The 24,791-nt window shown below is 66.2% G+C and carries 22 protein-coding genes; 14 read left to right on the top strand and 8 right to left on the bottom strand.

The features are described from left to right. On the bottom strand, positions 1-489 hold the full coding sequence (locus tag K5K93_RS02640; RefSeq protein ID WP_093818275.1) for a hypothetical protein: 489 nt from the start codon (positions 487-489) through the stop codon (positions 1-3). Positions 490-602: 113 nt separating this feature from the next. Here K5K93_RS02640 and clpS point away from each other — a divergent pair, with 113 nt between their 5' ends. After that, positions 603-929 carry an ATP-dependent Clp protease adapter ClpS gene (clpS, locus tag K5K93_RS02635; protein WP_025879127.1) on the top strand — a complete coding sequence of 109 codons (327 nt, stop codon included), beginning with the start codon at positions 603-605 and terminating at the stop codon, positions 927-929. Positions 930-975: 46 nt separating this feature from the next. On the opposite strand, the gene K5K93_RS02630 is transcribed toward clpS, so the two are convergent. Further along, entirely contained in the window at positions 976-1,788 is an 813-nt protein-coding gene (locus tag K5K93_RS02630) for an APH(6) family putative aminoglycoside O-phosphotransferase (protein WP_025879128.1), read from the bottom strand. 137 nt (positions 1,789-1,925) lie between these two features. Between K5K93_RS02630 and clpA the strand changes: the two genes are divergently transcribed. After that, positions 1,926-4,208: an ATP-dependent Clp protease ATP-binding subunit ClpA gene (clpA, locus tag K5K93_RS02625; protein ID WP_093818277.1), complete on the top strand. Its 2,283-nt coding sequence runs from the start codon at positions 1,926-1,928 to the stop codon at positions 4,206-4,208. Between the two features lie 73 nt (positions 4,209-4,281). On the opposite strand, the gene K5K93_RS02620 is transcribed toward clpA, so the two are convergent. The 3 genes from K5K93_RS02620 to aat all read right to left on the bottom strand — a co-directional run bounded on the left by K5K93_RS02620 (position 4,282) and on the right by aat (position 5,926). Then, a complete protein-coding gene (locus tag K5K93_RS02620) occupies positions 4,282-4,677 on the bottom strand; it encodes a hypothetical protein (protein ID WP_093818278.1) in 396 nt (131 codons plus the stop codon). 203 nt (positions 4,678-4,880) lie between these two features. Continuing rightward, positions 4,881-5,099, bottom strand: a complete 219-nt coding sequence (infA, locus tag K5K93_RS02615) for a translation initiation factor IF-1 (protein ID WP_005409596.1) — start codon at positions 5,097-5,099, stop codon at positions 4,881-4,883. An 86-nt stretch (positions 5,100-5,185) separates the two neighbouring features. Continuing rightward, on the bottom strand, positions 5,186-5,926 hold the full coding sequence (gene aat / locus K5K93_RS02610) for a leucyl/phenylalanyl-tRNA--protein transferase (RefSeq protein WP_222390954.1): 741 nt from the start codon (positions 5,924-5,926) through the stop codon (positions 5,186-5,188). A gap of 71 nt (positions 5,927-5,997) precedes the next feature. On the opposite strand from aat, the gene K5K93_RS02605 reads away from it, so the two are divergent. Beyond that, the gene (locus tag K5K93_RS02605; RefSeq protein ID WP_222389672.1) at positions 5,998-7,266 is read left to right on the top strand and encodes a hypothetical protein; all 1,269 of its coding nucleotides are present in this window, start codon (positions 5,998-6,000) and stop codon (positions 7,264-7,266) included. 61 nt (positions 7,267-7,327) lie between these two features. On the opposite strand, the gene K5K93_RS02600 is transcribed toward K5K93_RS02605, so the two are convergent. Then, positions 7,328-8,449: a GNAT family N-acetyltransferase gene (locus K5K93_RS02600; RefSeq protein WP_222389671.1), complete on the bottom strand. Its 1,122-nt coding sequence runs from the start codon at positions 8,447-8,449 to the stop codon at positions 7,328-7,330. Positions 8,450-8,536: 87 nt separating this feature from the next. On the opposite strand from K5K93_RS02600, the gene K5K93_RS02595 reads away from it, so the two are divergent. Continuing rightward, complete coding sequence (locus K5K93_RS02595; RefSeq protein ID WP_222389670.1) at positions 8,537-10,117, top strand: N-acetylmuramoyl-L-alanine amidase; 1,581 nt, start codon at positions 8,537-8,539, stop codon at positions 10,115-10,117. 126 nt (positions 10,118-10,243) lie between these two features. On the opposite strand, the gene trxB is transcribed toward K5K93_RS02595, so the two are convergent. After that, complete coding sequence (gene trxB, locus K5K93_RS02590; protein WP_222389669.1) at positions 10,244-11,215, bottom strand: thioredoxin-disulfide reductase; 972 nt, start codon at positions 11,213-11,215, stop codon at positions 10,244-10,246. Between the two features lie 232 nt (positions 11,216-11,447). Here trxB and K5K93_RS02585 point away from each other — a divergent pair, with 232 nt between their 5' ends. The 5 genes from K5K93_RS02585 (at position 11,448) to K5K93_RS02565 (ending at position 18,597) form a co-directional block, all read left to right on the top strand. After that, positions 11,448-13,811 carry a DNA translocase FtsK gene (locus tag K5K93_RS02585; RefSeq protein ID WP_093818282.1) on the top strand — a complete coding sequence of 788 codons (2,364 nt, stop codon included), beginning with the start codon at positions 11,448-11,450 and terminating at the stop codon, positions 13,809-13,811. A 41-nt stretch (positions 13,812-13,852) separates the two neighbouring features. After that, complete coding sequence (locus K5K93_RS02580; protein ID WP_059064157.1) at positions 13,853-15,793, top strand: DUF3857 domain-containing protein; 1,941 nt, start codon at positions 13,853-13,855, stop codon at positions 15,791-15,793. A 110-nt stretch (positions 15,794-15,903) separates the two neighbouring features. Then, on the top strand, positions 15,904-16,542 hold the full coding sequence (gene lolA / locus K5K93_RS02575) for an outer membrane lipoprotein chaperone LolA (protein WP_222389667.1): 639 nt from the start codon (positions 15,904-15,906) through the stop codon (positions 16,540-16,542). A 283-nt stretch (positions 16,543-16,825) separates the two neighbouring features. Then, positions 16,826-18,124, top strand: coding sequence for a replication-associated recombination protein A (locus tag K5K93_RS02570; protein ID WP_261311913.1), 1,299 nt, complete (start codon positions 16,826-16,828; stop codon positions 18,122-18,124). A gap of 101 nt (positions 18,125-18,225) precedes the next feature. Further along, positions 18,226-18,597, top strand: coding sequence for a DUF805 domain-containing protein (locus tag K5K93_RS02565; protein ID WP_222389665.1), 372 nt, complete (start codon positions 18,226-18,228; stop codon positions 18,595-18,597). Positions 18,598-18,670: 73 nt separating this feature from the next. Here the strand turns inward: K5K93_RS02565 and K5K93_RS02560 are convergent, their stop codons facing one another. Further along, the gene (locus K5K93_RS02560; protein ID WP_222389664.1) at positions 18,671-19,045 is read right to left on the bottom strand and encodes a hypothetical protein; all 375 of its coding nucleotides are present in this window, start codon (positions 19,043-19,045) and stop codon (positions 18,671-18,673) included. Between the two features lie 280 nt (positions 19,046-19,325). Between K5K93_RS02560 and K5K93_RS02555 the strand changes: the two genes are divergently transcribed. The 5 genes from K5K93_RS02555 (at position 19,326) to K5K93_RS02535 (ending at position 24,750) form a co-directional block, all read left to right on the top strand. Further along, the gene (locus K5K93_RS02555) at positions 19,326-20,354 is read left to right on the top strand and encodes an alpha/beta hydrolase-fold protein (RefSeq protein ID WP_222389663.1); all 1,029 of its coding nucleotides are present in this window, start codon (positions 19,326-19,328) and stop codon (positions 20,352-20,354) included. 121 nt (positions 20,355-20,475) lie between these two features. Beyond that, on the top strand, positions 20,476-21,855 hold the full coding sequence (locus tag K5K93_RS02550; RefSeq protein ID WP_093818288.1) for an ATP-binding protein: 1,380 nt from the start codon (positions 20,476-20,478) through the stop codon (positions 21,853-21,855). A gap of 50 nt (positions 21,856-21,905) precedes the next feature. Further along, positions 21,906-22,952: an ABC transporter substrate-binding protein gene (locus K5K93_RS02545; protein WP_222389662.1), complete on the top strand. Its 1,047-nt coding sequence runs from the start codon at positions 21,906-21,908 to the stop codon at positions 22,950-22,952. Then, a complete protein-coding gene (locus K5K93_RS02540) occupies positions 22,949-23,992 on the top strand; it encodes an iron ABC transporter permease (RefSeq protein WP_025877218.1) in 1,044 nt (347 codons plus the stop codon). The genes K5K93_RS02545 and K5K93_RS02540 overlap by 4 nt, the downstream gene beginning before the upstream one ends. Beyond that, positions 23,989-24,750, top strand: coding sequence for a heme ABC transporter ATP-binding protein (locus K5K93_RS02535; RefSeq protein ID WP_222389661.1), 762 nt, complete (start codon positions 23,989-23,991; stop codon positions 24,748-24,750). The genes K5K93_RS02540 and K5K93_RS02535 overlap by 4 nt, the downstream gene beginning before the upstream one ends. Positions 24,751-24,791 lie beyond the last annotated feature (41 nt).

The raw sequence follows: 24,791 nt of genomic DNA, 5'->3' as shown, positions 1-24,791 counted from the left end.
TCAGAGATCGTCCTTCTTGGTCAACTCCAGCTCCATCGCGTCGGCGGTGCGGATGGCCGCATCGATGGCGTCGCTGAGCTGGTCGGCGGTGGCGTCGGCATCGATCTTCACCACGAACATCGCGGTCGATTCCTGCTTCACCCAGCCGCCCATCTTGGCGTCCTGCGAATCCTCCAGCAGGCGGTTGGCCACGGCCACCGGGAACTGCTTGGTCTGCGAGGTGTAGCCCGGCGACCAGATCTCGCGGATGTTGTGGGTACCGAAGTCTTCCACCGACGAGCGCACATAGACGATCTGGGTGCGATCGCCTTCGACATCGAACACCATCTGGTAATCGCCGTCTTCATCGACCTCGTAGGTGTAGCCCAGCTTTTCCAGGTGACGGGCAACGGCCTTGTCGGCCTTCGTGCTGTCAGTGGTGGTCGCAGCGCCAGCGGTGCCCGCGGCAGCCAGGGCGATCAGCAGGGCGGAGAGAAGGGTCCTTTTCATGAAGATCCTGTGAAACCAAGTGTGTGGGAAGGTGCAATTGTGACGGCGGGCGCCCGTGCCGTCCATTCCATGCAGGGCCTGCGCACCGCCGTCGCAGCCCTTATAATCGGCAGATGCCTCGCGAGTCCGCCCCCGATTCCCACCACGAGCACGGCGTTGCCGTGGAGCCCGCGCGCCCGGAAGTGGCGCCGCCGCCGTTCTACCAGGTCATGCTGCTCAACGACGACTATTCCCCGATGGATTTCGTCGTGGACGTCCTGCAGCAGTTCTTCAACATGGACCTGGACAAGGCCACCCAGGTGATGCTGCACGTCCATACCCGTGGCCGTGGCGTCTGCGGTGTGTTCACCCGCGAAGTGGCCGAAACCAAGGTGGCCCAGGTCAACGAGTACGCGCGGATGAACCAGCACCCGCTGCTGTGCACGATGGAAAAGGCCTGACACTGGCGCGGCGTGCCCACCAGGGTGGGCGCCTGCCAGATTCCAGTCACGCCTCCGCCAGCGCCTGCAGGGCCATCACGGCCACCGCCTCATCGATGTCGGCCGGGTCGCCATCATCCCTGAACCACACCGCTGACAGGCCGGCACTGGCCGCGATCCAGCGCAGCAGCCGCGTGCGCTCGAGATCGGCCAGCCGGCAGACCTGTTCCACCCGGGCATGGAAGCGCTCGGGCCGCGTTGCCACATGGATGCCCGGCCCACACAGGTCCGGGTTGCTGAACATCGTGGTGTAGTCGAACGCACGATCGCCCAGCAACCGCTTCGGGTCGATCGCCAGCCAGCCGCGCGCGCCGAAATCCAGCACGTTGTCGTGATGCAGGTCGCCATGCAGGGGCCGGATCTCCTGCTCGTCCTCCAGCAGTGCCATCGCCAGCGATCTGCACTGTTCCAGCAATGGCGGCAGCGGTGCCCTTGGTTGCAGCAGATCGGCGAACCATCTACGCAGGCAGACCAGATCTTCTGGCGGCGCGCTCCGTGGCCGGTGCAGCTGCTGCAGGACCTGGCACAGGATCATGGTGCAGGCGTCGTCCTCGCCCTTGATCGAGCGTTGCCGCAGCGAATCGCCGTGCGCCCGTTCGATCAGGATCGCCGGCCCCTCGTGGGCCAGCAGGCGTGCGGCACCGTCGCCGTTCCACCAGCGCAGCAGGCGGTGGCCGTTCTGTTCCTCTGTCTCCGTGCTCACCTTCAACATGGCCGCCTCGCCAGAGGCGGTCAGCACCGGCCAGAGCCGGGCATGGGGGGTACGGATCGAAGGACCATCACGTCGCAATCGCCAGCGGCTCAGGTAGGGTTCGCTCATGTGGGTGGGCTGTCCTGGAGTGAACGATGATCAAGCGTCGGGTAGTGCTAACGCCATCTGAACGTCGCAATCCGCTAGGGTGATGGAAATCGTGTAGTCAGGCCGCATATTGTCTCCAACTGCCGCCGGAGTAATCCATGTTCAGCAAAGACCTCGAACACACCATCGGCCAGTGCTACAAGCGCGCCCGTGAGGCCCGACATGAGTTCATGACGGTCGAACACCTGCTGCTGGCACTGCTCGACAACCCGTCCGCCCAGGCCGTATTGAAGGCGTGTGGCGCCGACGCCGACCGCCTGCGCCAGGAGCTGGAGCAGGCCATCGAGGCCTCCGTGTCCCGCCTGGCCGAAGATGACGGTCGCGATACCCAGCCCACGCTGGGCTTCCAGCGCGTGCTGCAGCGGGCCGTGTACCACGTGCAGTCCTCCGGCAAGAAGGAGGTCACCGGCGCCAATGTGCTGGTCGCCATCTTCGGTGAGAAGGACTCCCACGCGGTCTATTACCTCAACCAGCAGGACGTCACCCGGCTGGATGTGGTCAATTACCTGTCCCACGGCATCGCCAAGCTGGGCGAGGAAGGCGAGCAGCCGTCCTCCTCCGACGGTGAGGGCCGCATGGAAGGGGGCGAGGGCGAGCCCAAGGGCGATGCCTTGACCGAGTTCGCCAGCAACCTCAACGAGCAGGCCCGTGCCGGTCGCATCGACCCGCTGGTCGGCCGTGCCGACGAGATCGAGCGCACCATCCAGGTCCTGTGCCGCCGCCGCAAGAACAACCCGCTGTACGTGGGCGAGGCCGGCGTCGGCAAGACCGCGATTGCCGAGGGCCTGGCCCGACGCATCGTTGAGGGTTCGGTGCCGGACGTGCTGGCCGATGCGGTCATCTATTCGCTCGACCTCGGCGCGCTGGTGGCCGGTACCAAATACCGTGGCGACTTCGAAAAGCGCCTGAAGGGCGTGCTGACCGCGCTGAAGAAGGTGCCCAATGCGGTGCTGTTCATCGACGAGATCCATACCATCATCGGCGCCGGTTCGGCGTCGGGCGGCACCATGGACGCCTCCAACCTGATCAAGCCGGCACTGGCGTCGGGCGAGCTGCGCTGCATCGGCTCGACCACCTTCCAGGAATACCGCGGCATCTTCGAGAAGGACCGGGCGCTGGCCCGTCGCTTCCAGAAGATCGACATCGTCGAGCCGACCGTGGGCGAAACCTACGAGATCCTGCAGGGCCTGAAGTCCAAGTATGAAGCCCATCACGGCGTCACCTACGCCGATGAAGCGCTGCAGGCCGCCGTCGACCTGTCGGTCAAGCACATCGCCGATCGCCTGCTGCCGGACAAGGCCATCGACGTGATCGATGAGGCCGGTGCCCGCCAGCGCCTGATGCCGGAAGGCCAGCGCAAGGAGCTGATCGACGTCGAGGAGGTCGAGGCCATCGTCGCCAAGATGGCGCGCATCCCGGCCAAGCAGGTCAGCGCCACCGACAAGGATGTGCTGCAGCACCTGGAGCGCAACCTGAAGATGGTGATCTTCGGCCAGGATCCTGCCATCGGCACCCTGGCGTCGGCCATCAAGCTGGCACGCTCGGGCCTGGGCAATCCGGAAAAGCCGATCGGCAACTTCCTGTTCGCCGGCCCCACCGGTGTCGGCAAGACCGAGGTGACCAAGCAGCTGGCGCTGCAGCTGGGCATCGAACTGGTCCGTTTCGACATGTCCGAATACATGGAGCCGCATTCGATCAGCCGCCTGATCGGTGCACCCCCGGGCTACGTCGGCTTCGACCAGGGTGGCCTGCTGACCGAAAAGATCGTCAAGACGCCGCACTGCGTGCTGCTGCTGGATGAAATCGAGAAGGCGCACCCGGACATCTTCAACATCCTGTTGCAGGTGATGGACCGCGGCGTGCTGACCGACACCAACGGTCGCGAAGCCAACTTCAAGAACGTGGTGCTGGTGATGACCACCAACGCCGGCGCGGCGCAGGCCTCGCGGCGCTCGATCGGTTTCACCAAGCAGGACCACGCCACCGATGCGATGGAGACCATCCGTCGTGCGTTCACCCCGGAATTCCGCAACCGCCTCGATGCGGTGGTGCAGTTCCAGCCGCTGGGCTTCGAACACATCCTGCGCGTGGTGGACAAGTTCCTGATCGAACTGGAGATGCTGCTGCAGGAGAAGCACGTCAGCCTGTCGGCCACGCCGACTGCGCGCGACTGGCTGGCCCACCACGGTTTCGACCCGCTGATGGGTGCCCGCCCGATGGCGCGGGTGCTGCAGGACAAGGTGAAGCGCCCGCTGGCCGACGAACTGCTGTTCGGCAAGCTGGTCAACGGTGGCAAGGTCAGCATCGACGTGCGCAACGACGAGCTGGTGGTCGAGGCGCAGGCCGAGCCGGAGCGGCTGTTGCCGGCCACGGTGGAGTAAGGACGTGCCGGGCAGCGCCCGGCAACGGAAGCAACGACAGGGCGGCGCAGGCCGCCCTTGTCGTGCCGGCTCCTCAGCGGCTGCGCTGGCGGGCCATGCGCTGGAAGGTGGCAGCTTCGAGGGGTTCGATCCGCTCGACCGTGCAGCTGGCGCGGTCGGTCTTCAGTGCGCTGCGTGAGCCGGCGCAGAGCTGGTTGCTTTCACCCTGGGTTTCAAATGCCAGCCGCCGCGAGGTTACGGCGCTGCTGCAGGAGGCCTTGAACACCACGCGGTAGTGCTGGTCACCATTGCGCAGCAGCACATCGCGATCGGCGCCGGCGCGGACGATCTGCTGGTCTTCGCTCAAGGCAATGCAGCTGTCACCGGCGCTTGCCGACGGCGTGTCGGCGGCCTGGGCGGCGGGCGCGATCAGGGCGGCAGTGCTGAGTACCAGGGCGGCGAAGCCAGCGGGCAGGGAGGTCACGTTCATGGCGGGGGCAGGGGGTGGCGATCCGGACTGGATCGGATGCCACGATGACGCCGCCGCTGCGAATGCGAATCTGCCGCAAGCATGGCTGACCGATGTCACGGTGCATTCGGTCAGGGTGCCGTCCGGCAGGGCCGGATTTCAGGCATGACAAAAGGCCAGCGTCCAGGGCTGGCCTTGTCGGGGTGGCGCAACGCGCCAGCCGCTTACTTCATTCGGTAGGTGATACGACCCTTGGTCAGGTCGTACGGGGTCATTTCAACCTTGACCCGGTCACCGGTGAGGATGCGGATGTAGTTCTTGCGCATGCGGCCGGAGATGTGGGCGATGATTTCGTGCCCATTTTCCAGACGAACGCGGAAAGTGGTGTTCGGCAGCGTCTCGCTGACGGTGCCCTCGAACTCGATGGAATCGTCTTTCGACATGTAGTCCTGTGCGGTTCAGAAAACGGCCACGCTGGGCCTAAGGCGCAGCATTTTACGCGTCAAACGCCCAGCTTGCAAAGATTGTGTTATTCCCCGGCAAAATCCGCTGCCGGCACGCGCCCGACGAGCCGGGTCCAAGCACCTTCCCGGCCCGGCGCCTGTACCGCGCTGCGGACCTGCTGCAGAAACGGCGCGCGCGGCAGATGCTCGGCGCCCATGCGCAGCAGGTGCGGATTTTCCACCTGCGCGTCGATCAGTGGCCAACCCCAGCCGTGCAGCGTGCGTGCCAGTGCGGCCAGCGCCACCTTGGAACCGCCACTTTCGCCACTGAACATGCTTTCACCAAAGAACATCTCGCCGATGGCCACGCCATAGATGCCGCCGACCAGCGTCTGCCGATCCCACACCTCGAAGGAATGTGCGAAACCCAGGTCGTGCAGCTGGCTGTAGGCATCCACCATCGCCTGGCTGATCCAGGTGCCGTCCTGGCCGGGGCGGGGCGCGCTGGCGCAGGCACGCATCACCTGGCTGAAGGCGGTATCGGCGGTCACTTCCCAGCGGTTGCCGCGCAGTTGCCGGCGGAACCTGCTGCTCAGGTGCACGCCGTCGGTACGGAACACCATGCGCGGGTCCGGCGACCACCACAGGATCGGCTCGCCTTCGCTGAACCACGGAAAGATGCCGCCGGCATAGGCATTGAGCAGGCGCAGCGGATGCAGGTCGCCGCCCACCGCAAGCAGGCCATCGGGTTGGCGCAGCGCTGTCTCGGCCGGCGGGAAGGGGGCATCCGGCGCGTCGGCCAGGCGCCAGGGCAACTGACGGGTCATGCCGGCATTGTATTCGTCGTGGCGATGCGCGATGTCTGGCACCATCACGCACTACCGGCAGGGAGCCCCGCATGAGCGATCCGATCACCGCCATCCTCGATGCGCACGATGCGCCGCGCACACGCAATGACAGCCTGGCCATGCTGTTGACCCTGGCCAGCGAAGACCGCCTCCAGCTTGGCGCGTTGTTGCTGCGGGCGCTGGACCGCCGCTCGCCCGGCTCCACCTTCCTCGACACGGCCTTGGATCTGCTGCCGGACGAGGCTGTCGCCCCGGTCTGTATTGACGCCTGGCGGCGCTATCGTGACGGCGAGCGCGGCGAGCTGCTGACCAGCGTGCTGGAGTTTGCCAGCTACCAGGCGCCGCACACGCTGCAGGACGATTGGGAGACGCTGCTGGAGGTCGCCATCGAGGATGACATCCAGCTGGCTTCGCAGGTCTGGCAGGCATTGCCGCCGTCGGTTGCGACTGACTGGGCGCACCGGTTGACCGAGGCGGACGACGATCGCGAACTGGAGCGGGCCAAGGCAGTGCTGCTGGCCACCCAGCCGGAGACCCACGCCGCCGCCCGTGGCTACCTGGCCGACTGGAGCGACCTGGATGCCGAGGTCTGGGCGCACTGGGCGGGCCTGGCCGATGGCCCACGTCTGCGCCACCTGCATGGCCGGCAACCGCTGCACCTGCGTTTCGGGCGCGAACAGCATCGCGCACAGGTGGCCGAAGAGCCTGCCTGGCGCAAGCGGATCTGGCGTCTGCACCCCACCTGGAATGGCGGCCAGGTGCGTCATGCGGGGCACATGGGCGGGCTGCTGGATGCCTTGTGCGGCAGCTGTCATGCGCCGCTGCAGTGCCTGCTGCGGACCGATGCTGCGGCGCTGCAGCCGGAGGCGAAGGGCGAGGTCACGCTCGGGCTGTGCCTGGACTGCTGTGGCTGGGAAGACCCGCCCGTGCGCTTCTATCGGCACGATGCAGAAGGCATGCCGAGCTGTCACCCGAGCCAGCACTGCCAGGTGCCGATCAATCCCACCGACAGCGGCGACCTGCTGCAGGCCGAGGTGGGTCTTGCCGCGATGGACGGCGATCGCTGGCAACAGCAGGACTGGGGCCAGTCCAATCACCGGCAGAACCTGTCGCGGGTGGGGGGCGCACCGAGCTGGGTGCAGAGCGCGCACTACCCGGGGTGCATCGATTGCGGCGAGCAGATGCCTTTTGTGATGCAGCTGGACTCAACGTTGCCGACTACCAATGAAGGCATGTTGCTGTGGGGTAGTGGCGGCATGCTGTACAGCTTCTGGTGCGCGAAGTGCCGGGTGAGCGGGCACTTCTGGCAGTGCACCTGAGCGCAGGGTCCCCGCCATTGCTGTGGTAGATGCCAACCTTGGTTGGCACGCTTTTCCCACGCTACGGTTCCGCACGGAACGGGCTGTGCCCCTGCAGCTCCTGCTGGTAGCGGCGCACATCCCGCCGCTCCTGCCGGCACCAGTCGCGCAGCGCTTCGGCGAACTCCGCATCGGCCACCCAGTGCCGGCTGCGCACGATGGTGGGCAGGAAGCCACGCGCCAGTTTGTGCTCACCCTGCGCACCCGGTTCGAAGCGGGCCACGCCCTCGCGCAGGCAGTACTCGATGCCCTGGTAGTAGCAGGCCTCGAAGTGCAGGCCGGGCAGGGTAGCGCCGCCCCAATAGCGGCCGTACAACGTGTCGCCGCCGCGCAGGCACAGCGCGCCGGCGATCGGCTCACCGTCCTGTTCGGCCAGGAACAGCACCAGCCCGCGTCCCAGTGAGATCGCCAGATGGCGCAGGAACGCTTCTGTCAGCGCCGGCGCGTTGCCGTATTCCAGGAACGTCTGCAGGTAGAAGCGGTACATCGCCTGCAGATCGGCGCGGGTGGCCTCATCGCCATGCACCACCCGGAAGCTGATGCCCTGGCGGCCGACCTTGGCGCGCTCCTGGCGGATGTTCTTGCGGTGCTTGTGGTCCATCGCGCCCAGGAACTGTTCGAACGTCACCCAGTCACCCGGGTTCTGCCACTGGAACTGGATGTCCTCGCGCAGCAACCAGTCGTCGTCGAAGATTGTTTCGTCAGCCGCTGTGTGGAAGTTGATGTGTGCTGATGACACATCCAGCGCGGGCAACCGGTCGCGCAGTGCTGTCAGCAGGGTGGGCTGCGCATCGTCGCGGGCCAGCAACCGCGGGCCGGTCACCGGCGAGTACGGCACCGCGCCGAGCCACTTCGGGTAGTAGTCGCGCCCGTGCCGCGCATAGGCATTGGCCCAGGCGTGGTCGAACACGAATTCACCGTGGGAATTGGTCTTCAGGTAGCCGGGAACGGCGCCGACCAGGGCATCACGGTCCCACAGGGTGAAGTGCCGCGGCTGCCAGCCCCAGTCCTCGCGCAGGCAGCCGTAGGTTTCCAGGCCGGACAGGAAGGCGTGGCTGACGAATGGATTGCGGCCATCGTGCAGGGCATCCCAGGCGGTGGCGGGAACGGACTGCAGTGAGTTGAGGAAGCGGGCGGTGGGCATGGTTGGCAAGGATAGGCCAGGTGGATCACGAACGGTGTTGGCGGGGCTGGGTTGGTTTGTTCTGGTTGGGGATGAGGGAAGTTTGAAATGTCCATCGGTGTGCGCCTGGTGCGGAATCGCTGGCGCACGGCGGGGCAGGGTGGCGGGGCGCTGCACGAGCGGCGTGTATCCCACCACATGGAGAAATCAATAATGAAGGGATTGAAGCTTGCAACTGCCGTAGTCGCGTGCAGCCTGTTCCTTGCGTCACCAGTGTTGGCTTCTAGAGCCGAGGCCTCAAGGGCAGCCGAAGACCCGGGCACCTATGCCGAGCTGTTGGCGCTGCTTGAGCGCGAGATTGGCGCCCAGTTGACGCGTCATCTGCAAGAGGAGGGCAGGCTGCGGCAAGTGACTGTGAGTGTGGCAGTCGATCCGCAAAAACGCAGGATGGTCGTCGACTTCGGCCCCGGATACCTTCCGGGCGATGAACAAAACTATGGAGAACTTTTCCTCATCCCATTGGCCGCCGATCTTCGGCACTACTCGAATCAGGCGGGCTTGGAAATTCTGGATGTGGAGTTCCTTTTTCAGGGCAAACAAATAGAGGCGCATTTTCCAGAAGATCGCCCTATGCCGAGAGCGACGAAATCCCGATCCGCGCACACGCAGGCTCTGGTTTCATCGAGTCATGGATATATTGCCTTGCATCCCAGCAGGGCGTGGGAATTCCAGCGCCCTGCTCCGCTCGGCCTGCAGGAGGACGTATTGAGCCCTACATACGGCGACGAACTGCAGGATTTGCTGGAGCAGCGAAGTGGATTGGTGGTGCACCGCGCTCGCAGTCGTTCTAAAGACCCGCATCCAGAGTCTGGCCACCCTTGGGAACAGATGTCTTCCAGATATCACTTGAAAGCGCTCTTCCCCGAACGTGCCGACATATGGAATGAGCTTCCAAACAGTCCCAGCAGTGATCGGGAGGTGAAGGAGGACATCCGTGCTCGTCCCAACTACGCCAATCACCTTGGCGTCGATGTAATGCTGAGCCTGCACACAAACGGAAACGCCGCCCCCGGCGTTCGCGGTGCCGAGGTCTATCATCATCGGACCAAGCCAGAGGACAAGGCGCTGGGTGACAGCATCCTGTGCGGCATGAGAGAGGTGATCCATGCGCAGCCCGGGTACGAGAGTTTTCCAGTTCGAGCCGAATCAGTTGCTGAAGGCCACGGTGAGAACCGCATTGGCACGATGCCGTCGGTGATCGTCGAGACGGCCTATCACTCCAATCCGGAGGATGTTGCCGCACTGCAGGACCCGGTCTTCCGGTCTGCTGCCATGAAGGGTGTTGAGAAGGGTTATCGCTTGTGGGCTACCGGAAAGGCATGCGAGACCTTGGCCCTCGATCCTCTGGCAGATGTACAGATCCCGGTGCGCTCCTCTCGGTTTGTCCCGGTCGCATTCAAGGGCAATCCCCAGTATCCCCTGGTGCTGGAGTTGAGCGTTGCCTCTTGCGTGGGGGGAAACTGTACGCCGTCGGACGAGGAATTCATGGACCCCGGCCAGCCAGTGCAGCTTGAATTGCTCTGCAATGGCGACGGGGTCGGAACCGTTCGCTGGCGGACACGCCTACGCGATGCGGATGGCGTAGTGACGGAGTATCAGGAGTTCAATCAATCCTGCGTCCTGACCTAAGCGGTTTCACAGTGTTGTACTTGCCAGGCATGGCCTGGCGCTACTGAAAACAAAAGGCCGGCGCTCTCGCGTCGGCCTTTTGTCGCAGTCGAGCATGGCTCGACTCTACAGAAGCAGGTTCGCTTCTCAGCTGGCCTTGCCCTGTGCATCCAGGTAACGCTCTGCGTCCAGTGCGGCCATGCAGCCGAAGCCGGCCGAGGTGATCGCCTGGCGATAGTGCTGGTCGGCCACGTCGCCGGCGGCGAACACGCCTTCCACCGAGGTCTGGGTGGCGTTGCCGCCCAGGCCCGAACGGATTTCCAGGTAGCCGTTGTTCATGGTCAGCTGGCCGTCGAACAGCTGGGTGTTCGGGTGGTGGCCGATGGCCACGAAGAAGCCGTGGGCATCGATGTCGCGGGTGCTTCCGTCCAGGGTCGACTTCACGCGCACGCCGGTCACGCCGGCATCGTTGCCCAGCACTTCCTCCACCTGGTGGTGCCAGACCGTTTCGATCTTGCCGGCTTCAACCTTGGCGAACAGCTTGTCCTGCATGATCTTTTCCGCCTTCAGGGTGTCGCGGCGGTGGACCAGGTAGACCTTGCGGGCGATGTTGGACAGGTACAGCGCTTCTTCCACGGCGGTGTTGCCGCCGCCGACCACGACCACGTCCTGGTCACGGTAGAAGAAGCCGTCGCAGGTGGCGCAGGCGGAGACACCGCGGCCCTTGAACTCGTCTTCGGTCGGGATGCCCAGGTACTTGGCGGTCGCGCCGGTGGAGATGATCAGGGCGTCACAGGTGTACTCGTGGCTGTCGCCGATCAGCTTGAACGGGCGCTGCGACAGGTCCGCGGTATGGATGTGGTCGAAGATGACCTCGGTCTCGAAGCGCTTTGCGTGGGCCTGCATGCGCGCCATCAGGTCCGGGCCCATCAGGCCATGGGCGTCACCCGGCCAGTTGTCCACTTCGGTGGTGGTCATCAGCTGGCCACCCTGCTGCAGGCCGGTGATGACGACCGGCTTCAGGTTGGCGCGGGCAGCGTAGACGGCAGCGGTCCAGCCGGCCGGGCCGGAACCGAGGATGACAAGACGCTGGTGGCGGGAGGGCAGGCTGGTGCTCATGTAGACTCGCGAAAAGGTAGATGGGACAAGGCGCGGCGATGTTTGCACAGCATCCTTGGCTGGTCATAGAGTGGCGGCTGGGGCAGGGCGATTCAAGCCGATGAACAGAACAGCGCCATCCATGGGCGGTTTCAGGCCCCGTCCTCGCTTGCGCGGCAACGGATAACTGAAAACTGACGCCGTCTCGTTTATTATCAAACACTAACAGCGCATTCCAAAGGTATGGTCTAAGGTGGCGAAGCAGGTCCCCGAACGCTCCAGGTCCGACGACAAAAAGGCATCGCGTCGCTCGGCGGCAGCGGCCACGACCGACAACCCACGCCGTCAGCGCCTGTGGCGCGACCTGGGTCTGATCGCCATCGCGCCGGCGCTGCTGTATCTGGCTGCCAGCCTTTTCACCTATTCAGCGACGGACCCGGGCTGGTCACACACCGGCAGCGTGGTTGCGCCGGTACACAACATGGGCGGCCGCGCGGGCGCGTGGATCGCCGACGTGCTGCTGCAGCTGTTTGGCTACATCGCCTTCCTGCTGCCGGTGGTGCTGGGCGCGCTGGCCTGGATCGCGATGTTCGGCCTCAAGCGTGAGAGCAAGGGCGAGAACGATCTGGACCCCGCGTTGCGGTTGGTCGGGCTGGTCGGCTTCCTGATCGCCGGCACCGGCTTCCTGCACGTGCGCCTGTTCAGTGGCGATGTCTCCAGTGCCGGCGGCATCCTCGGCAAGCTGGTCGGCAATTCGCTCAGCGTGGGCTTTGGTGCGCTGGGCGCGAACCTGTTCGTGCTGGTGTTGCTGCTGGCCTCGATCACCCTGGCCACGGGCCTGTCCTGGTTCGTGGTGATGGAGAAGATCGGCCGCGGCGTGATGTCGCTGGCACCGTTGCTGGAGCGCAAGAAGGAGCAGGCCACCGAATGGCAGCAGACCCGTGCGCTGCGCGAGGAGCGCCAGGAAGTGCGCAAGGCCGATGCCGAAGTGCGTGCCAAGCGCGAACCGGTGAAGATCGAGCCGCGCCCGGAGCCGGTGATCGAAAAGAGCGACCGGGCCAAGCGCGACAACCAGATCCCGATGTTCCGTGGCGTCAATGGCGACGGCTCGGACCTGCCGCCGCTGGCCCTGCTGGATGATCCCAAGCCGCAGCCCGTGGGCTATGACAAGGACACCCTCGACGCGCTGTCGCGGCAGATCGAGTTCAAGCTCAAGGACTTCCGCATCGAAGCGCAGGTGGTCGGCGCCAACCCCGGCCCGGTCATCACCCGCTTCGAGATCGAGCCGGCGCCGGGCATCAAGGTCAGCCAGATCAGTTCGCTGGACAAGGACATCGCCCGCGGCCTGTCGGTGAAGTCGGTGCGTGTGGTCGATGTGATCCCGGGCAAGTCGGTGATCGGCCTGGAAATCCCCAACGTCACCCGCGAGATGATCTACCTGTCCGAGCTGCTGCGCTCGAAGGAATACGATAAGTCCGCCAGCGTGCTGACCCTGGCGCTGGGCAAGGACATCGCCGGCCGCTCGACCGTGGCCGACCTTGCGCGCATGCCGCACCTGCTGGTGGCCGGTACCACCGGTTCGGGCAAGTCGGTGGCGGTCAACGCGATGGTGTTGAGCCTGCTGTTCAAGGCGTCGCCGAAAGATCTGCGGATGCTGATGATCGACCCGAAGATGCTCGAACTGAGCGTCTACCAGGGTATCCCGCATCTGCTGGCGCCGGTGGTCACCGACATGAAGGAGGCCGCCAACGGCCTGCGCTGGTGCGTGGCCGAGATGGAGCGCCGCTACAAGCTGATGAGCGCAGTGGGCGTGCGCAACCTGGCTGGCTTCAACAAGAAGGTGAAAGACGCCCAGGACGCCGGCCAGCCGATGATGGACCCGCTGTTCAAGCCCAACCCGGAGCTGGGCGAGGCGCCGCGCCCGCTGGAGACACTGCCGTTCATCGTCATCTTCATCGATGAATTCGCCGACATGATGATGATCGTCGGCAAGAAGGTCGAAGAGCTGATCGCGCGACTGGCGCAGAAGGCACGTGCGGCCGGCATCCACCTGATCCTGGCCACCCAGCGCCCGTCGGTGGACGTCATCACCGGCCTGATCAAGGCCAACATCCCCACCCGCATCGCCTTCCAGGTCAGCTCGAAGATCGATTCGCGCACCATCCTCGACCAGTCCGGCGCCGAGACGCTGCTCGGTCACGGCGACATGCTGTACCTGCCGCCTGGCACGGCGATGCCCGAGCGTGTGCACGGCGCCTTCGTGTCCGATGAGGAAGTGCATCGCGTGGTCGAGCACCTCAAGGCAATGGGGCCGGCCGACTATGTCGACGGCGTGCTGGACGAAGTGCAGACGATGGGCGATGGCGTGGTGGTCGGTGCGACCGGCCTGCCGGAGACCAGTTCCGGCGGCGGCGATGAGTCCGACCCGCTGTACGACGAAGCGCTGCGCGTGGTCACCGAGACCCGCCGCGCGTCGATTTCCGGTGTGCAGCGTCGCCTGAAGATCGGCTACAACCGCGCGGCGCGACTGATCGAGGCCATGGAAGCGGCCGGTGTGGTCAGTCCGCCCGAGCACAACGGCGACCGCACGGTGCTGGCACCGCCCCCGCCGAAGTAAGCCAAGCCCTGCCGCATTCCCGACGTCCAAGGAACCGACGCATGCTTCAACCCGTTTCCTGCGCGCTGGCGCTGGCCTGCCTGCTGGCAGCCGGCCCGGCGCTGGCCGACGCCGCCGCGACGGCTGTACCCGCAGTCGCGCCGCCGTCCACCGGCAGCGATGCCGAGGCCAGCAACAACTTCAGCTTTGTACGTTATCGCGCCGACTACCAGGTGCGCGCCGATGCCGGCAACGTGCAGACCGAAACCTACGAGATCCTGCTCAAGACCAAGGCAGCGGTGGAGCAGTTCAGCCAGGTGCGGTTGAGCTACAGCGAGAAGATGGAAACGCTGGATGTGGTCAACGCCTATACGCTGACCGCCGACGGCCAGCGCCGCGAAGTGCCGGCCGACCGCATCTACACCCAGGAAAGCTATTCCAGTGCCTCGGCGGCGATGTATGCCGACCGCAAGGTGCGGGTGATCGTGTTCCCGAACCTGGCGCCGGGTACGCGGCTGTTCTACCAGGTGCGCCGGACCCAGCTGACGCCCTATTTCCCGGGCTACTTCGGCCTGTGGGAAACCTTCAATGTGTTCACCCAGTACGACGATGCCGAAGTGACCCTCAGCGCGCCGGCCAATCTGCCCATGTTCGTGGACAGCCGTGGCGTGCAGGGCAGTGACCGACCGGTGGTGAAGAACGGCCAGGCGCAATGGCGCTGGCGCTACCAGCGCCGCGAGCCGATGCAGGCGCAGAACTGGTCGGCGGCGGTGTGGGAGTTCGGGCCGAACATCATGGCCAGCACCTATCGCGACTGGGCGCAGATGGGCCGCGCCTACCAATTGAAAGCAGGGCCGGCCGCACAGGTCACCCCGGAGATCCAGGCGCTGGCCGATGAAGTCACCGCCGGCATCAGCGACCGTCGCGCGCAGGCCGATGCGCTGTACCGCTGGGTGGCGCAGAACATCCGCTACGTGGCGGTGTACCTGGGCAATGGCGGCCTGGAGCCGAACAGTGCGCAGAGCATCCTCGACAACCACTATGGCGACTGCAAGGACCACGTAACGATCCTCGAGGCGCTGCTGGCGGCCAAGGGCATCACCAGTTCGCCGGTGCTGATCGGTGCCGGTGGCGGCCCGACGCTGCCGAAGATTCCGCTGCTGGGCCGCTTCAACCACGCCATCACCTACGTGCCCGAGTTCGACCTGTACCTGGATTCGACCAGTGCCTGGGCGCGCTTCGGCCAGCTGCCCGACGGCGACCTCGGCGCGCCGGTGCTGCACACCCGCGATGCCACCCTGGCACGCACGCCGGCCAATGATCCGCAGCGCAACGCCACGGTGATGGAGGTGCGCTTCACCTTCGACGCGCAGGGCAACCTGCGTGGCGAGACAGTGCCGCAGCTGAGCGACAACGCCGAGATCGGCATGCGCGCGCAGTTCGCCCAGCTCAATGCACAGAACCGGGCGCGCGCTGAAGAATCGATCATGGCCGCGTCCGGTTTCGATGGCCGCGGCCAGCTGCAGCTGCAGGGTGTGCCGGTCGACCTGACCCGGCCGTTTGGCTATCGCATGGCCTTCCAGGCCGAGGACTACGTGGACTTCGACGTGGCCGGCGGCATGGCCGTGCCCGATCCTCCCGGTGGTGAATCGGTACGCGGGCTGTATGCCAGCGCCTCGGCGCCGGACAACGAGACGCCGTTCTACTGCAATGCCAGCCTGCGAGAGGAAACCTATCGCCTGCAGTTCCCGGCCAATGCCCCGATCATCGCGATTCCGCGCAGCCAGCGGTTTGCCAATGCGGCCGGCGAGTACCGGGTCGACTGGAGCCGGCAGGGCCAGGAAGTGACCGTGCATCACCGCCTGCAGCAGAACGCGGTGCGCGGCGCCGAGGCGCTGTGCCAGCCGCAGGACTATGCCGCGTTCCGCGCGCTGTTCCGCGAGGTACGCCGCGGCTTCCGTGGTCAGGTGCTGTACGGCAAGCTGCCGGCCGCTGGCAGCTGAATCGCCGATCAGCGATCAGGGCGTCATAATGGCGTCCTGATCGCCCATTCATCTTTCGCCGGGCACACTGGCACCCAACTTTCCTGGCCGCGCGCCCACAGGATCCCTGCATGAACCTTCGCCTCCGTCGTTTCCTTGCCACCACCACCCTGGCCGTGGCCTGCGCCGCTGCGGGCAGCGCCTGGGCCGGCGCCCGTGATGACCTGAAGACCTTCACCACCGGCCTGAAGGGTCTGGATGGGCAGTTCAGCCAGCAGGTGTTCGACAGCCGCGGCAAGGTCAAGGAATCCACCAGTGGTCGCGTCGCTTTGTCGGCACCGCGCCTGTTCCGTTGGGAATACGTGCGCCCGCACGAGCAGCTGATCGTGGCTGACGGCAAGAAGGTGTGGATGTTCGAGCCGGATCTGGAGCAGGCGACCGTGCGCGAGCAGGGCAAGGAAGAGCAGAACAGCCCGCTGACCGCGCTGATCAATCCGGCACTGCTGGAGCAGCAGTACGACGTGAGCCAAGAGGCCGCCACCCGCGATGGCCTGCAGTGGCTGTCGCTGTCGCCGAAGCGCGAGACCGAAGCCAGCTTCCAGTACGCCGCGCTGGGCTTCAACGCGCAGGGCCTGGCGAAAATGGAGATCACCGACGCCGTGGGCCAGCGCACCGTGATCAGTTTCAGCGGCTGGAAGCGCAACCCCAGCTTCGCCGCCAACACCTTCCGCTTCACCCCGCCGGCCGGTACCGACGTCATCGGCAACTGATTGCGGTCGCCGGGCATGGCCCGGCGCTACCGCCCTTGGTAGGCGTCAACCTTGGTTGACACGCTTTTGATCTGCCGGCCAGCGGCCGGCACTACCGATTGCCGCAGAGCTCCGGCCCGCCGGGCATGGCCCGGCGCTACCTGCTCTGGTGGGTGTCAATCGGCATCGCCCTTGGTGGGTGCCAACCTTGGTTGGCACGCTCTCGCGGTACAATGACCGCGTGCCAAGACATCGCTCCACTTCATTCCCCGGCCCCGATCTGCTGAGTGTCGATCGGGAACACATGCGCCCGCTGGCCGAGCGCATGCGCCCCCGCACCCTGGATGAGATGGTCGGGCAGAAGCGCCTGCTCGCGCCAGAGAGCGCGCTGCGCCGCGCCGTCGAATCCGGACGCGTGCATTCGATGATCCTGTGGGGGCCGCCCGGCTGCGGCAAGACCACCCTGGCGCTGTTGCTGGCTGAATACTCCGACGCCGAATTCCGTGCCATTTCCGCCGTGCTGTCCGGCCTGCCGGAAGTGCGCCAGGTGCTGGCCGAGGCCGCGCAGCGCTTCGCCGAAGGTCGCCGCACGGTGCTGTTCGTCGATGAAGTGCACCGCTTCAACAAGGCGCAGCAGGATGCATTCCTGCCGCACATCGAGCGCGGCACCATCCTGTTCGTCGGTGCAACCACCGAGAACCCGTCGTTCGAATTGAACTCGGCGCTGCTGTCGCGTTGCCGCGTGCACGTGCTGGAAGGTGTTTCGCCAACCGACATCGTCGAAGCGCTGGAACGTGCGCTCGGTGATCGCGAGCGCGGGCTGGGCGAGGAACGCATCGAAGTCGCGCCCGAGCTGCTGCTGGAGATCGCCACCGCCGCTGATGGCGACGTCCGCCGTGCGCTGACCCTGCTGGAAATCGCCGCCGAGCTGGCGGGCGGGGAGGGTGGTCGCATCACCCCGCAGACGCTGACCCAGGTGCTGGCCGACCGCACCCGCCGCTTCGACAAGGGCGGCGAGCAGTTCTACGACCAGATCTCGGCGCTGCACAAGTCCGTGCGCAGCTCCAATCCCGATGCCGCGTTGTACTGGCTGACGCGCATGCTCGACGGTGGCTGCGATCCGTCCTATCTGGCGCGCCGGCTCACCCGCATGGCCATCGAGGACATCGGCCTGGCCGATCCCCGCGCGCAGAGCATGGCGCTGGAAGCGTGGGACATCTACGAGCGGCTGGGCAGCCCGGAAGGTGAGCTCGCCTTCGCGCAGCTGGTGCTGTACTTGGCCAGCACCGCCAAGTCGAATGCCGGCTATGCCGCCTTCAACCAGGCCAAGGCCGATGTGCGCGACAGTGGTACCGAAGAAGTGCCACTGCACCTGCGCAATGCACCGACCAAGCTGATGAAGGAGCTGGGCTACGGCGCCGAGTACCAGTACGACCACGATGCCGAGGGCGGCATCGCGTTGGACCAGACCGGTTTCCCCGATGCGATGGGCGAGCGGGTGTACTACAACCCGGTGCCGCGCGGGCTGGAGATCAAGCTGAAGGAAAAACTGGATCGCCTGCGCGCCGAGCGCGAAGCGGCGAGGGCTGCAAAAGGCCGCTGACCCCGCTTTTGTGGAGTCGAGCCATGCTCGGCTCGGGTCTACATTGTCCTGCGTGCCGGTCTTTGGCAGACTGCGCGGCTACTTTTTCAAGGATTGATGCCGTGCAGGAAATGATTCTGCCGTTGAAGCGTTACGCCCAGTTCGATGGCCGTGCCAACCGTCGCGAGTACTGGATGTTCCAGCTGTTCATGTTGATCGTCTCCGCCGTGCTGATGGTGCCGCTCATCGCCGGGTTGGTGATGCAGTCCGATGGCCTGGGCATTGCGTCGATCATTCTGTTTGTCGTGTTCTGGCTGGCCACCCTGCTGCCGGTCATCGCCGTCACCGTGCGCCGCCTGCATGACTGCAATCAGTCGGGCTGGTTGTACCTGTTGGCCTTCGTTCCGCTTGGCGGCCTGGTGATCTTCGTGTTCGCGCTGATGCCGGGTACGCCGCAGGAGAACGTGTACGGCCCGGTGCCCACGGGGCCGTGAGGCTGCGGGAGTCGAGCATGGCTCGACTCTGCAGGGGCAATGAACTGAAGCCGGCATTTCGCCGGCTTCGTCTTTATTTGATGGTGCAATCACCGAAGGACAGGTAGTCCGTGCCGGAACTGAACTGCAGCGTGCAGTCGGCGGTGAACGTTGCGCCTTCTTCCAGGGCGCCCAGCTTGGCAGCCTGCTGCTCATCGGAGGTGGTCAGCCGGGCCAGGACATTGCCCTGGTCATCGCCTGCTTCGATCAGCGGCTCGCCCTGCAGGTTGCTGGACACGCCCAGCGCCACCGCAGTGAACGTCACCGTCTGGTTGAGTTGTTCCATGCTCAGCGTCGAATTGCCGGCCTCTTCGTAGGCCTGGTAGAGCGACGGCAGATCCTGCGCGGCGTGCGCGGCCAGCGGCGCAAGCAGGCCGAGGGAGAGGGCGATCAGGGGGATGTGCTTCAAGGCAGTCTCACAATCATGGGATCCAATCCCATGGCAGTCGTGGCGCGGATGACGCGGCCTGGTCGGCGGCAGGCTGCCCGCCCTCCGTGGCCGCGCTGTAAGCGGGGCGATCCAATGCCCCGGTGGCGGCAAAATAGGGGAAATGCCGCGTCCTGCGCAAGCGGGTCATCGCGCGCGTGATACACAGCGTGACGTTTGATCGATGTGATAATCATTCGCGTTTGAGGTAGACTGCGGTCCCTTGTGAACCGGTGGCCGTGTGCCGCTTTCGCCGTCACTGATGAAGTCTTCCGTCCTGCCTCCGCGCCGTGGCCCGCTGTTGTCCGGCCTGGCCGCCTTGATGATGGGCCTGCTCCTGGCTACCCCGTACGCATACGCGCAGCAACGCAATCCGCTGCAGAAGATGGGCCAGACCGTGCTCGATGCACCGGCGGCGAGCTATCGCTTCGAGCGTTTCGTGATCGACAGCCCCGACCAGCAGCGCCGCTGGCGGGTGAATGTGGCGATTCCGGCCAAGGCCTCCAAGGCGCCATCGCCGGTGCTGTACGCACTGGACGGCAACGCCGTGGCGATGGTGCTGGACCAGCCGCTGCTGGCCGAGCTTGCCGCACGGAAAGTGCCGCCGGTGCTGGTGCTGATCGGCTATGACAACGACCTGCGCATCGATTCGGCGTCGCGCACCCGCGACTACACCGCATGGATCGATCGCGCCGATGACGAAAGCGGCAGGACGCAGGCTGTCGGCGGCGGCGCAGCGGCCTTCCTGGACATGATCGAGCGTCGCATCAAGCCGGAAGTGGAACGCCGCGCCAACATCGATCGCCAGCAGCAGGCCCTGTGGGGCCATTCGCTGGGCGGCCTGTTCGTGCTCAGCAGCCTGTACACCCGTCCGGCCGCCTTCCAGTACTACCTCAGTGCCAGTCCGTCATTGTGGTGGAGCCAGGGGGCGCCTCTGGGTGACATCGAGCAGCAGTTCGTGCAGAACGTGCATGGCCAGCCAGCAAAGGTGTGGCTGATGCTGGGTGGTGCCGAGCGCGTCGGCGACCGTGGCAAGCGCGACATGAGCAATCCGCGCGTGGTCGCGCATCTGCGCCGCATTGGTGGCGCCACCCCGGATGCGGCGATGCAGCTGTCCCAGCGCCTGGGCAAGGTGCCGGGGCTGAGCGTGCGGTACCGCGAGTTCCCGGGCCTGGGCCATGGCCCGATGCTGCCTGCGTCCTTCCACGCGGCGCTGCATGAGCTGTATGGCGTGACCGACCGCAGCGCCGCCGACGGCCCGCCGGCCGGTGGAGACAGCGCCGCCGAATGAACCCCTCGCACGGCAGTGCCGTGCGACCCCACTACCCAGGCGGACTGTCGATGTGCAGCGGCCAAGGCAACCGATGAATCCCGCGCCACCAGGCGCGGCCTACGTGTGCAAGGAGCCTTCCATGTCATTCCGTCCGTCTTTCCGCCTCACTTCCCTGGCCGCCGGCCTGCTGCTGGCAGTGACCGCCAGCGCACAGCCGGTGTTCGACCAGCCGGCCAGCGCTACCTTCAAGGGCCAGGTTGTCTCACGCGGTGAGAACGTGGTTCCCGGCAGCACCGCCGATGTCACCGGCCGCGGCTTCGTGCCGGGCCAGCAGGTCAGCCTGCTGCGTGGCGATACCGTGCTCAACAGCCAGCCGGTGGTGGTCGATGCCGATGGCAACTTCAAGACCCAGCTGGCCATTCCGGCCGACGCCGTGCCGGGTACCCATCCGGTGGTGGTGCGCGCCAGCCAGCCGGCCGCCGCAGCCGTGCTGAAGCTGCGCGTGTCGCCGCAGCTGCCGCTGTCGGGCCAGGCGAAGTTCGCCACCCAGTCCAACAAGCTGGTGCCGGGCCTGTACCAGTCGGCCTACAGTGCTGCCAGCAATGCCGTGTTCGTGACCTCGGCCGTCGGCCGCCCGCCGGTCACCCAGTCGCAGCTGCTGAAACTGGACCCGAAGTCGCTGAAGGTGACCAAGGCCATCACCCCGGCGCAGGTGCCGGGCAGCACCAACGGTGCGGTGTTCGCGGTGTATGGCGTGGGCGTGGATGATGCCAATGGCAATGTCTGGGTCAGCAACACCCGCCAGGACACCGTGGCTGTCTATCGCCAGGCGGATCTGTCGCTGGTCCACCAGTTCCCGGTCGGCGCCGTGCCGCACGCCCGCGACGTGGTGGTCGACAGCACGCACGGCAAGGTGTTCGCCTCGGCCGCCGGTGAAGACCATTTGTCGGTGTTCGATGCGAAGACGCTGAAGGCACTGGAGCCGATCACCCTGGCCTCCGGCGTGGACGACGAGAAGTTCGTGCCGATGAGCCTGGTGCTGGATGAGCCCAGCGGCAAGCTGTTCACGGTCAGCATCGGTACGCCGGAAGCGGCGGTGATCGATGTGGCCAGCGGCAAGGTCGACAAGGTCATCGACCTGGGCAATGCGATCAGCGCTTCGGGCGTTGCCTTCGATGCCGAGCGCAACCGCCTCTACGTAGCCTCGCAGGGCACCGACAACCTGCTGATCGTCGACGTGGCCAGCGGCAAGGTCGTGCACGACGTGCCGGTCGGCGCCGGCGCACTGAACGTGGCCTTCGATGCGAACAGTGGCCTGGCCTACGTCACCAATCGCGGTGCCGGCACCGTCACTGCCGTCGACCGTGATGGCAAGGTGGTCGGCAACCTCGATGGCGGCACCTTCCCCAATCACGTCCGTGCCGATGGCAAGGGCAATGTCTTCGCCGTGAACAAGTCGCGTGGCGCTGAAGATCCGAAGGGTGACCGCATCACCCGCATCAGCCTGCGCCAGCCGTAAGCCACAGGGCAGGGCGGCGCCCCGCCGCCCTGCCAGCAAGGAGAATCTGCATGAACATCGCTTCCCGCCTGCGCCAGTGCGCGCTTCCGATTGCCGTTTCATTGGTGCTGGCCGCCTGTGGCGACAAAGCGCCGCCGTCTGCCGGCAGCCCAGACGCAGCAGCACCGGCGGCCGCCACCGCCAAGGCGGGAGCACTACCCGCAGGTTGGCAGCGGGTGGCAGGCAACGATGTGCCGGCACTGCCGGGGCAGCAGGCGGTGCTGCCGAGCAAGGTGCACTCCGACGATGGCGCCGATGTGGAGGTGGATGACAGCAGCCGGATCATTGCCGGCGGTGACGACATCATCGCCGTGATCGAGGCGCTGGGCCTGGGCAAGCAGGTGTTCGCCGCGCCGACCAACACCACCACCGAGGCAGGGCTGGCCGCACCGCACCAGTTCCTGTTCAACCGCACGACCGGCGTGGAGGGGGTTCTCAGCCTGCAGGGGTCGCTGTTCATCGGCAACAGCCTGCGTCGCCACACCGAACTGGCAAAGAAGCTGCGCGAAGTGGGCGAGCCTGCAGTGGTGATCGATGACCTGCAGCCGGCGCCGGACAAGGTGCGCAAGATCGCCGCCGTGCTCGGCGTGGCCGACGCAGGGCAGACCCTGGCCACGCAGGTGCAGCGCCAGCTGGATGAGGCCGCCGCGATCGGCAAGGGCCTGGCGCATGCGCCGCGGGTGATCCATGTGTCGGCGACGGGAGCGGGCGGTGCGCCCACCGTGGCCGGTGCCGACAGCGCATCGGCCAAGCTGATCGCCCTGGCCGGCGGCCTGAACATCGGCACCGAGGCCGGCGTGGCCAACTATTCGCAGCTGAGCAATGAAGGTGTGGTCGCGGCGGCGCCGGAGGTAATCCTGGTGACCGAGCATGACCTGCAGCTGTTTGGTGGTGCCCAAGGCCTGTGGAAGGCCTACCCGACGCTGAAGCAGACCCCGGCCGGACAGGCCAACCGGGTCTGGGTGATGCCGGATGCGCAGTTGAAGTACGCCAGCATCGGTTCCGGTGCCGGTGCATTGGCCCTGGCGCAGGCGCTGGCGGCGCTGCCGAAGGCATGAGCCCTGCGGATCGACGCCGCCGTCGCGGGCGGACGATGTTGTTGATTGCGCTGCTCGCGCTGCTGGGCGCGGTGCTGGCATCGTTCGCCGTGGGGCCGCTGCGCTTGCCGCCGCTGGAAGTGATGCAGGCACTGGCGGTGAAGCTGGGCCTGCTGGATCCGCAATCGGTCAGCAGCCGTGACCTGGCCGTGGTCTGGCAGCTGCGCATTCCGCGTGCGTTGCTGGGGGCGATGGTTGGCGCCGCGCTGGCGATGGCCGGTGCCAGCCTGCAGGGACTGTTCGGCAATCCGCTGGCCGATCCGGGCATCGTCGGTGTAAGCCAGGGCGCCGCGCTGGGTGCCGTGGCGGCGATCGTGCTGGGCGCTGCGGGTGCAGCCGGTTGGCTGGTGCCGGTGGCGGCCTTCGGCGGCGGTGCCGCCGCGATCGGGCTGACCTACGCGCTGGCGCGGCCGGGCAAGGGCAGTGGCAATGCCACGCTGTTGCTGGTGGGCATTGCGATGGCCGCGTTCTGTTCGGCACTGATCGGCTTCCTGACCTACATCGCCAACGAAAGCGAGCTGCAATCGCTGGTGTTCTGGCAGATGGGCTCGCTGGCGCGCGCGAACTGGGCCGACGTGGTGGCGGTGCTGCCGCTGTTCGCCATCGGCGCGTTCGCACTGCATCGGCTGGCCACGCCGCTGGACATGCTGGCGCTCGGCGAGCGCCAGGCACAGCATCTGGGGCTGGACGTGGCGCGTACACGGCGCCTGCTGGTGGCCTTCAGTGCGCTGCTGGTCGGCGCGGCGGTGGCATTCGCCGGCTCGATCAGTTTCGTCGGCCTGGTGGTGCCGCACGTGGCGCGCCTGCTGGTTGGGCCTGGCCACCGCTGGCTGCTGCCGTTGTCGGGGCTGCTGGGTGCACTGCTGATCGTGGTGGCCGACACTGCGGCGCGCACCCTGGACCCGCCTGCCGAGATTCCGCTGGGCCTGTTCTCCGCCGCGCTGGGCGCGCCGTTCTTCCTCTGGCTGGTGCTGCAGCAGCGCCGCAAGGCGGCCGCATGAGCGCCTTCCTGCAACTGTGCGACGTGGTGGTGCGTCGCCAGCAGCGCGAGATCCTGCATGGCATCACCCTCGCATTCGAGCCGGGCACGGTGACGGCGCTGGTGGGGCCCAACGGTGCCGGCAAGTCGACCCTGCTGGGCGTGGCGGCTGGCGATCTGCGTGCCGACGGTGGCGATGTGCAGCTGCATGGACGTCCGTTGCGCGACTACCGGGCCGGACCGCTTGCGCGCGAACGTGCGGTGATGCCGCAGGAGCACGGCGTGCGCTTCGCCTTCAGCGTGGAAGAAGTGGTGGCGATGGGGCGCCTGCCGCACCCGCCGGATCCGCAGGTGGATGAGGCGCAGGTGGAGCGGGCGATCGATGCTGCCGAACTGCAGGCGCTGCGCCTGCGCGAAGTGCAGCAGTTGTCCGGCGGCGAATCGGCGCGCACCACGTTCGCGCGCGTGCTGGCACAGGACACGCCGTTGCTGCTGCTGGATGAGCCTACGGCTGCCTTGGATCTGCGCCACCAGGAGCGCACCCTGCGCAGCGTACGTGCCTGCGCCGAAGCCGGTGCGTGCGTGATCGTGGTACTGCATGACCTCAACCTGGCGGCCGGGTACTCCGATCGCATCGTATTGCTGGAGCAGGGCAGGGTGGCCGCTGACGGCGCGCCTTCGGACGTGCTGACCGAGGGCAACCTGCAGCGTGTCTACCAGCAGGACGTGGTGGTGCTGCAGCATCCGCGCCGCGGTGTGCCGTTGGTGGTGGTTACCTGAGACGAAGCGGCGCCCCGGATCTGGCCGCGTATCATGTGCGG

It is taken from the genome of Stenotrophomonas sp. DR822, assembly GCF_019793815.1.
Taxonomy (GTDB): Bacteria; Pseudomonadota; Gammaproteobacteria; order Xanthomonadales; family Xanthomonadaceae; genus Stenotrophomonas; species Stenotrophomonas indicatrix.
The sequence above is the reverse complement of the archived record's forward strand: the minus strand, read 5'-3'. Positions and strand labels throughout refer to the sequence as shown.

Bases quoted from the DNA above. Each gene is read 5' to 3' on its own strand.
- K5K93_RS02640 (WP_093818275.1), bottom strand. From the start codon at position 489: ATGAAAAGGACCCTTCTCTCCGCCCTGCTGATCGCCCTGGCTGCCGCG.
- clpS (WP_025879127.1), top strand. From the start codon at position 603: ATGCCTCGCGAGTCCGCCCCCGATTCCCACCACGAGCACGGCGTTGCC.
- K5K93_RS02630 (WP_025879128.1), bottom strand. From the start codon at position 1,788: ATGAGCGAACCCTACCTGAGCCGCTGGCGATTGCGACGTGATGGTCCT.
- clpA (WP_093818277.1), top strand. From the start codon at position 1,926: ATGTTCAGCAAAGACCTCGAACACACCATCGGCCAGTGCTACAAGCGC.
- K5K93_RS02620 (WP_093818278.1), bottom strand. From the start codon at position 4,677: ATGAACGTGACCTCCCTGCCCGCTGGCTTCGCCGCCCTGGTACTCAGC.
- infA (WP_005409596.1), bottom strand. From the start codon at position 5,099: ATGTCGAAAGACGATTCCATCGAGTTCGAGGGCACCGTCAGCGAGACG.
- aat (WP_222390954.1), bottom strand. From the start codon at position 5,926: ATGACCCGTCAGTTGCCCTGGCGCCTGGCCGACGCGCCGGATGCCCCC.
- K5K93_RS02605 (WP_222389672.1), top strand. From the start codon at position 5,998: ATGAGCGATCCGATCACCGCCATCCTCGATGCGCACGATGCGCCGCGC.
- K5K93_RS02600 (WP_222389671.1), bottom strand. From the start codon at position 8,449: ATGCCCACCGCCCGCTTCCTCAACTCACTGCAGTCCGTTCCCGCCACC.
- K5K93_RS02595 (WP_222389670.1), top strand. From the start codon at position 8,537: ATGTCCATCGGTGTGCGCCTGGTGCGGAATCGCTGGCGCACGGCGGGG.
- trxB (WP_222389669.1), bottom strand. From the start codon at position 11,215: ATGAGCACCAGCCTGCCCTCCCGCCACCAGCGTCTTGTCATCCTCGGT.
- K5K93_RS02580 (WP_059064157.1), top strand. From the start codon at position 13,853: ATGCTTCAACCCGTTTCCTGCGCGCTGGCGCTGGCCTGCCTGCTGGCA.
- lolA (WP_222389667.1), top strand. From the start codon at position 15,904: ATGAACCTTCGCCTCCGTCGTTTCCTTGCCACCACCACCCTGGCCGTG.
- K5K93_RS02570 (WP_261311913.1), top strand. From the start codon at position 16,826: ATGCGCCCGCTGGCCGAGCGCATGCGCCCCCGCACCCTGGATGAGATG.
- K5K93_RS02555 (WP_222389663.1), top strand. From the start codon at position 19,326: ATGAAGTCTTCCGTCCTGCCTCCGCGCCGTGGCCCGCTGTTGTCCGGC.
- K5K93_RS02550 (WP_093818288.1), top strand. From the start codon at position 20,476: ATGTCATTCCGTCCGTCTTTCCGCCTCACTTCCCTGGCCGCCGGCCTG.
- K5K93_RS02545 (WP_222389662.1), top strand. From the start codon at position 21,906: ATGAACATCGCTTCCCGCCTGCGCCAGTGCGCGCTTCCGATTGCCGTT.
- K5K93_RS02540 (WP_025877218.1), top strand. From the start codon at position 22,949: ATGAGCCCTGCGGATCGACGCCGCCGTCGCGGGCGGACGATGTTGTTG.
- K5K93_RS02535 (WP_222389661.1), top strand. From the start codon at position 23,989: ATGAGCGCCTTCCTGCAACTGTGCGACGTGGTGGTGCGTCGCCAGCAG.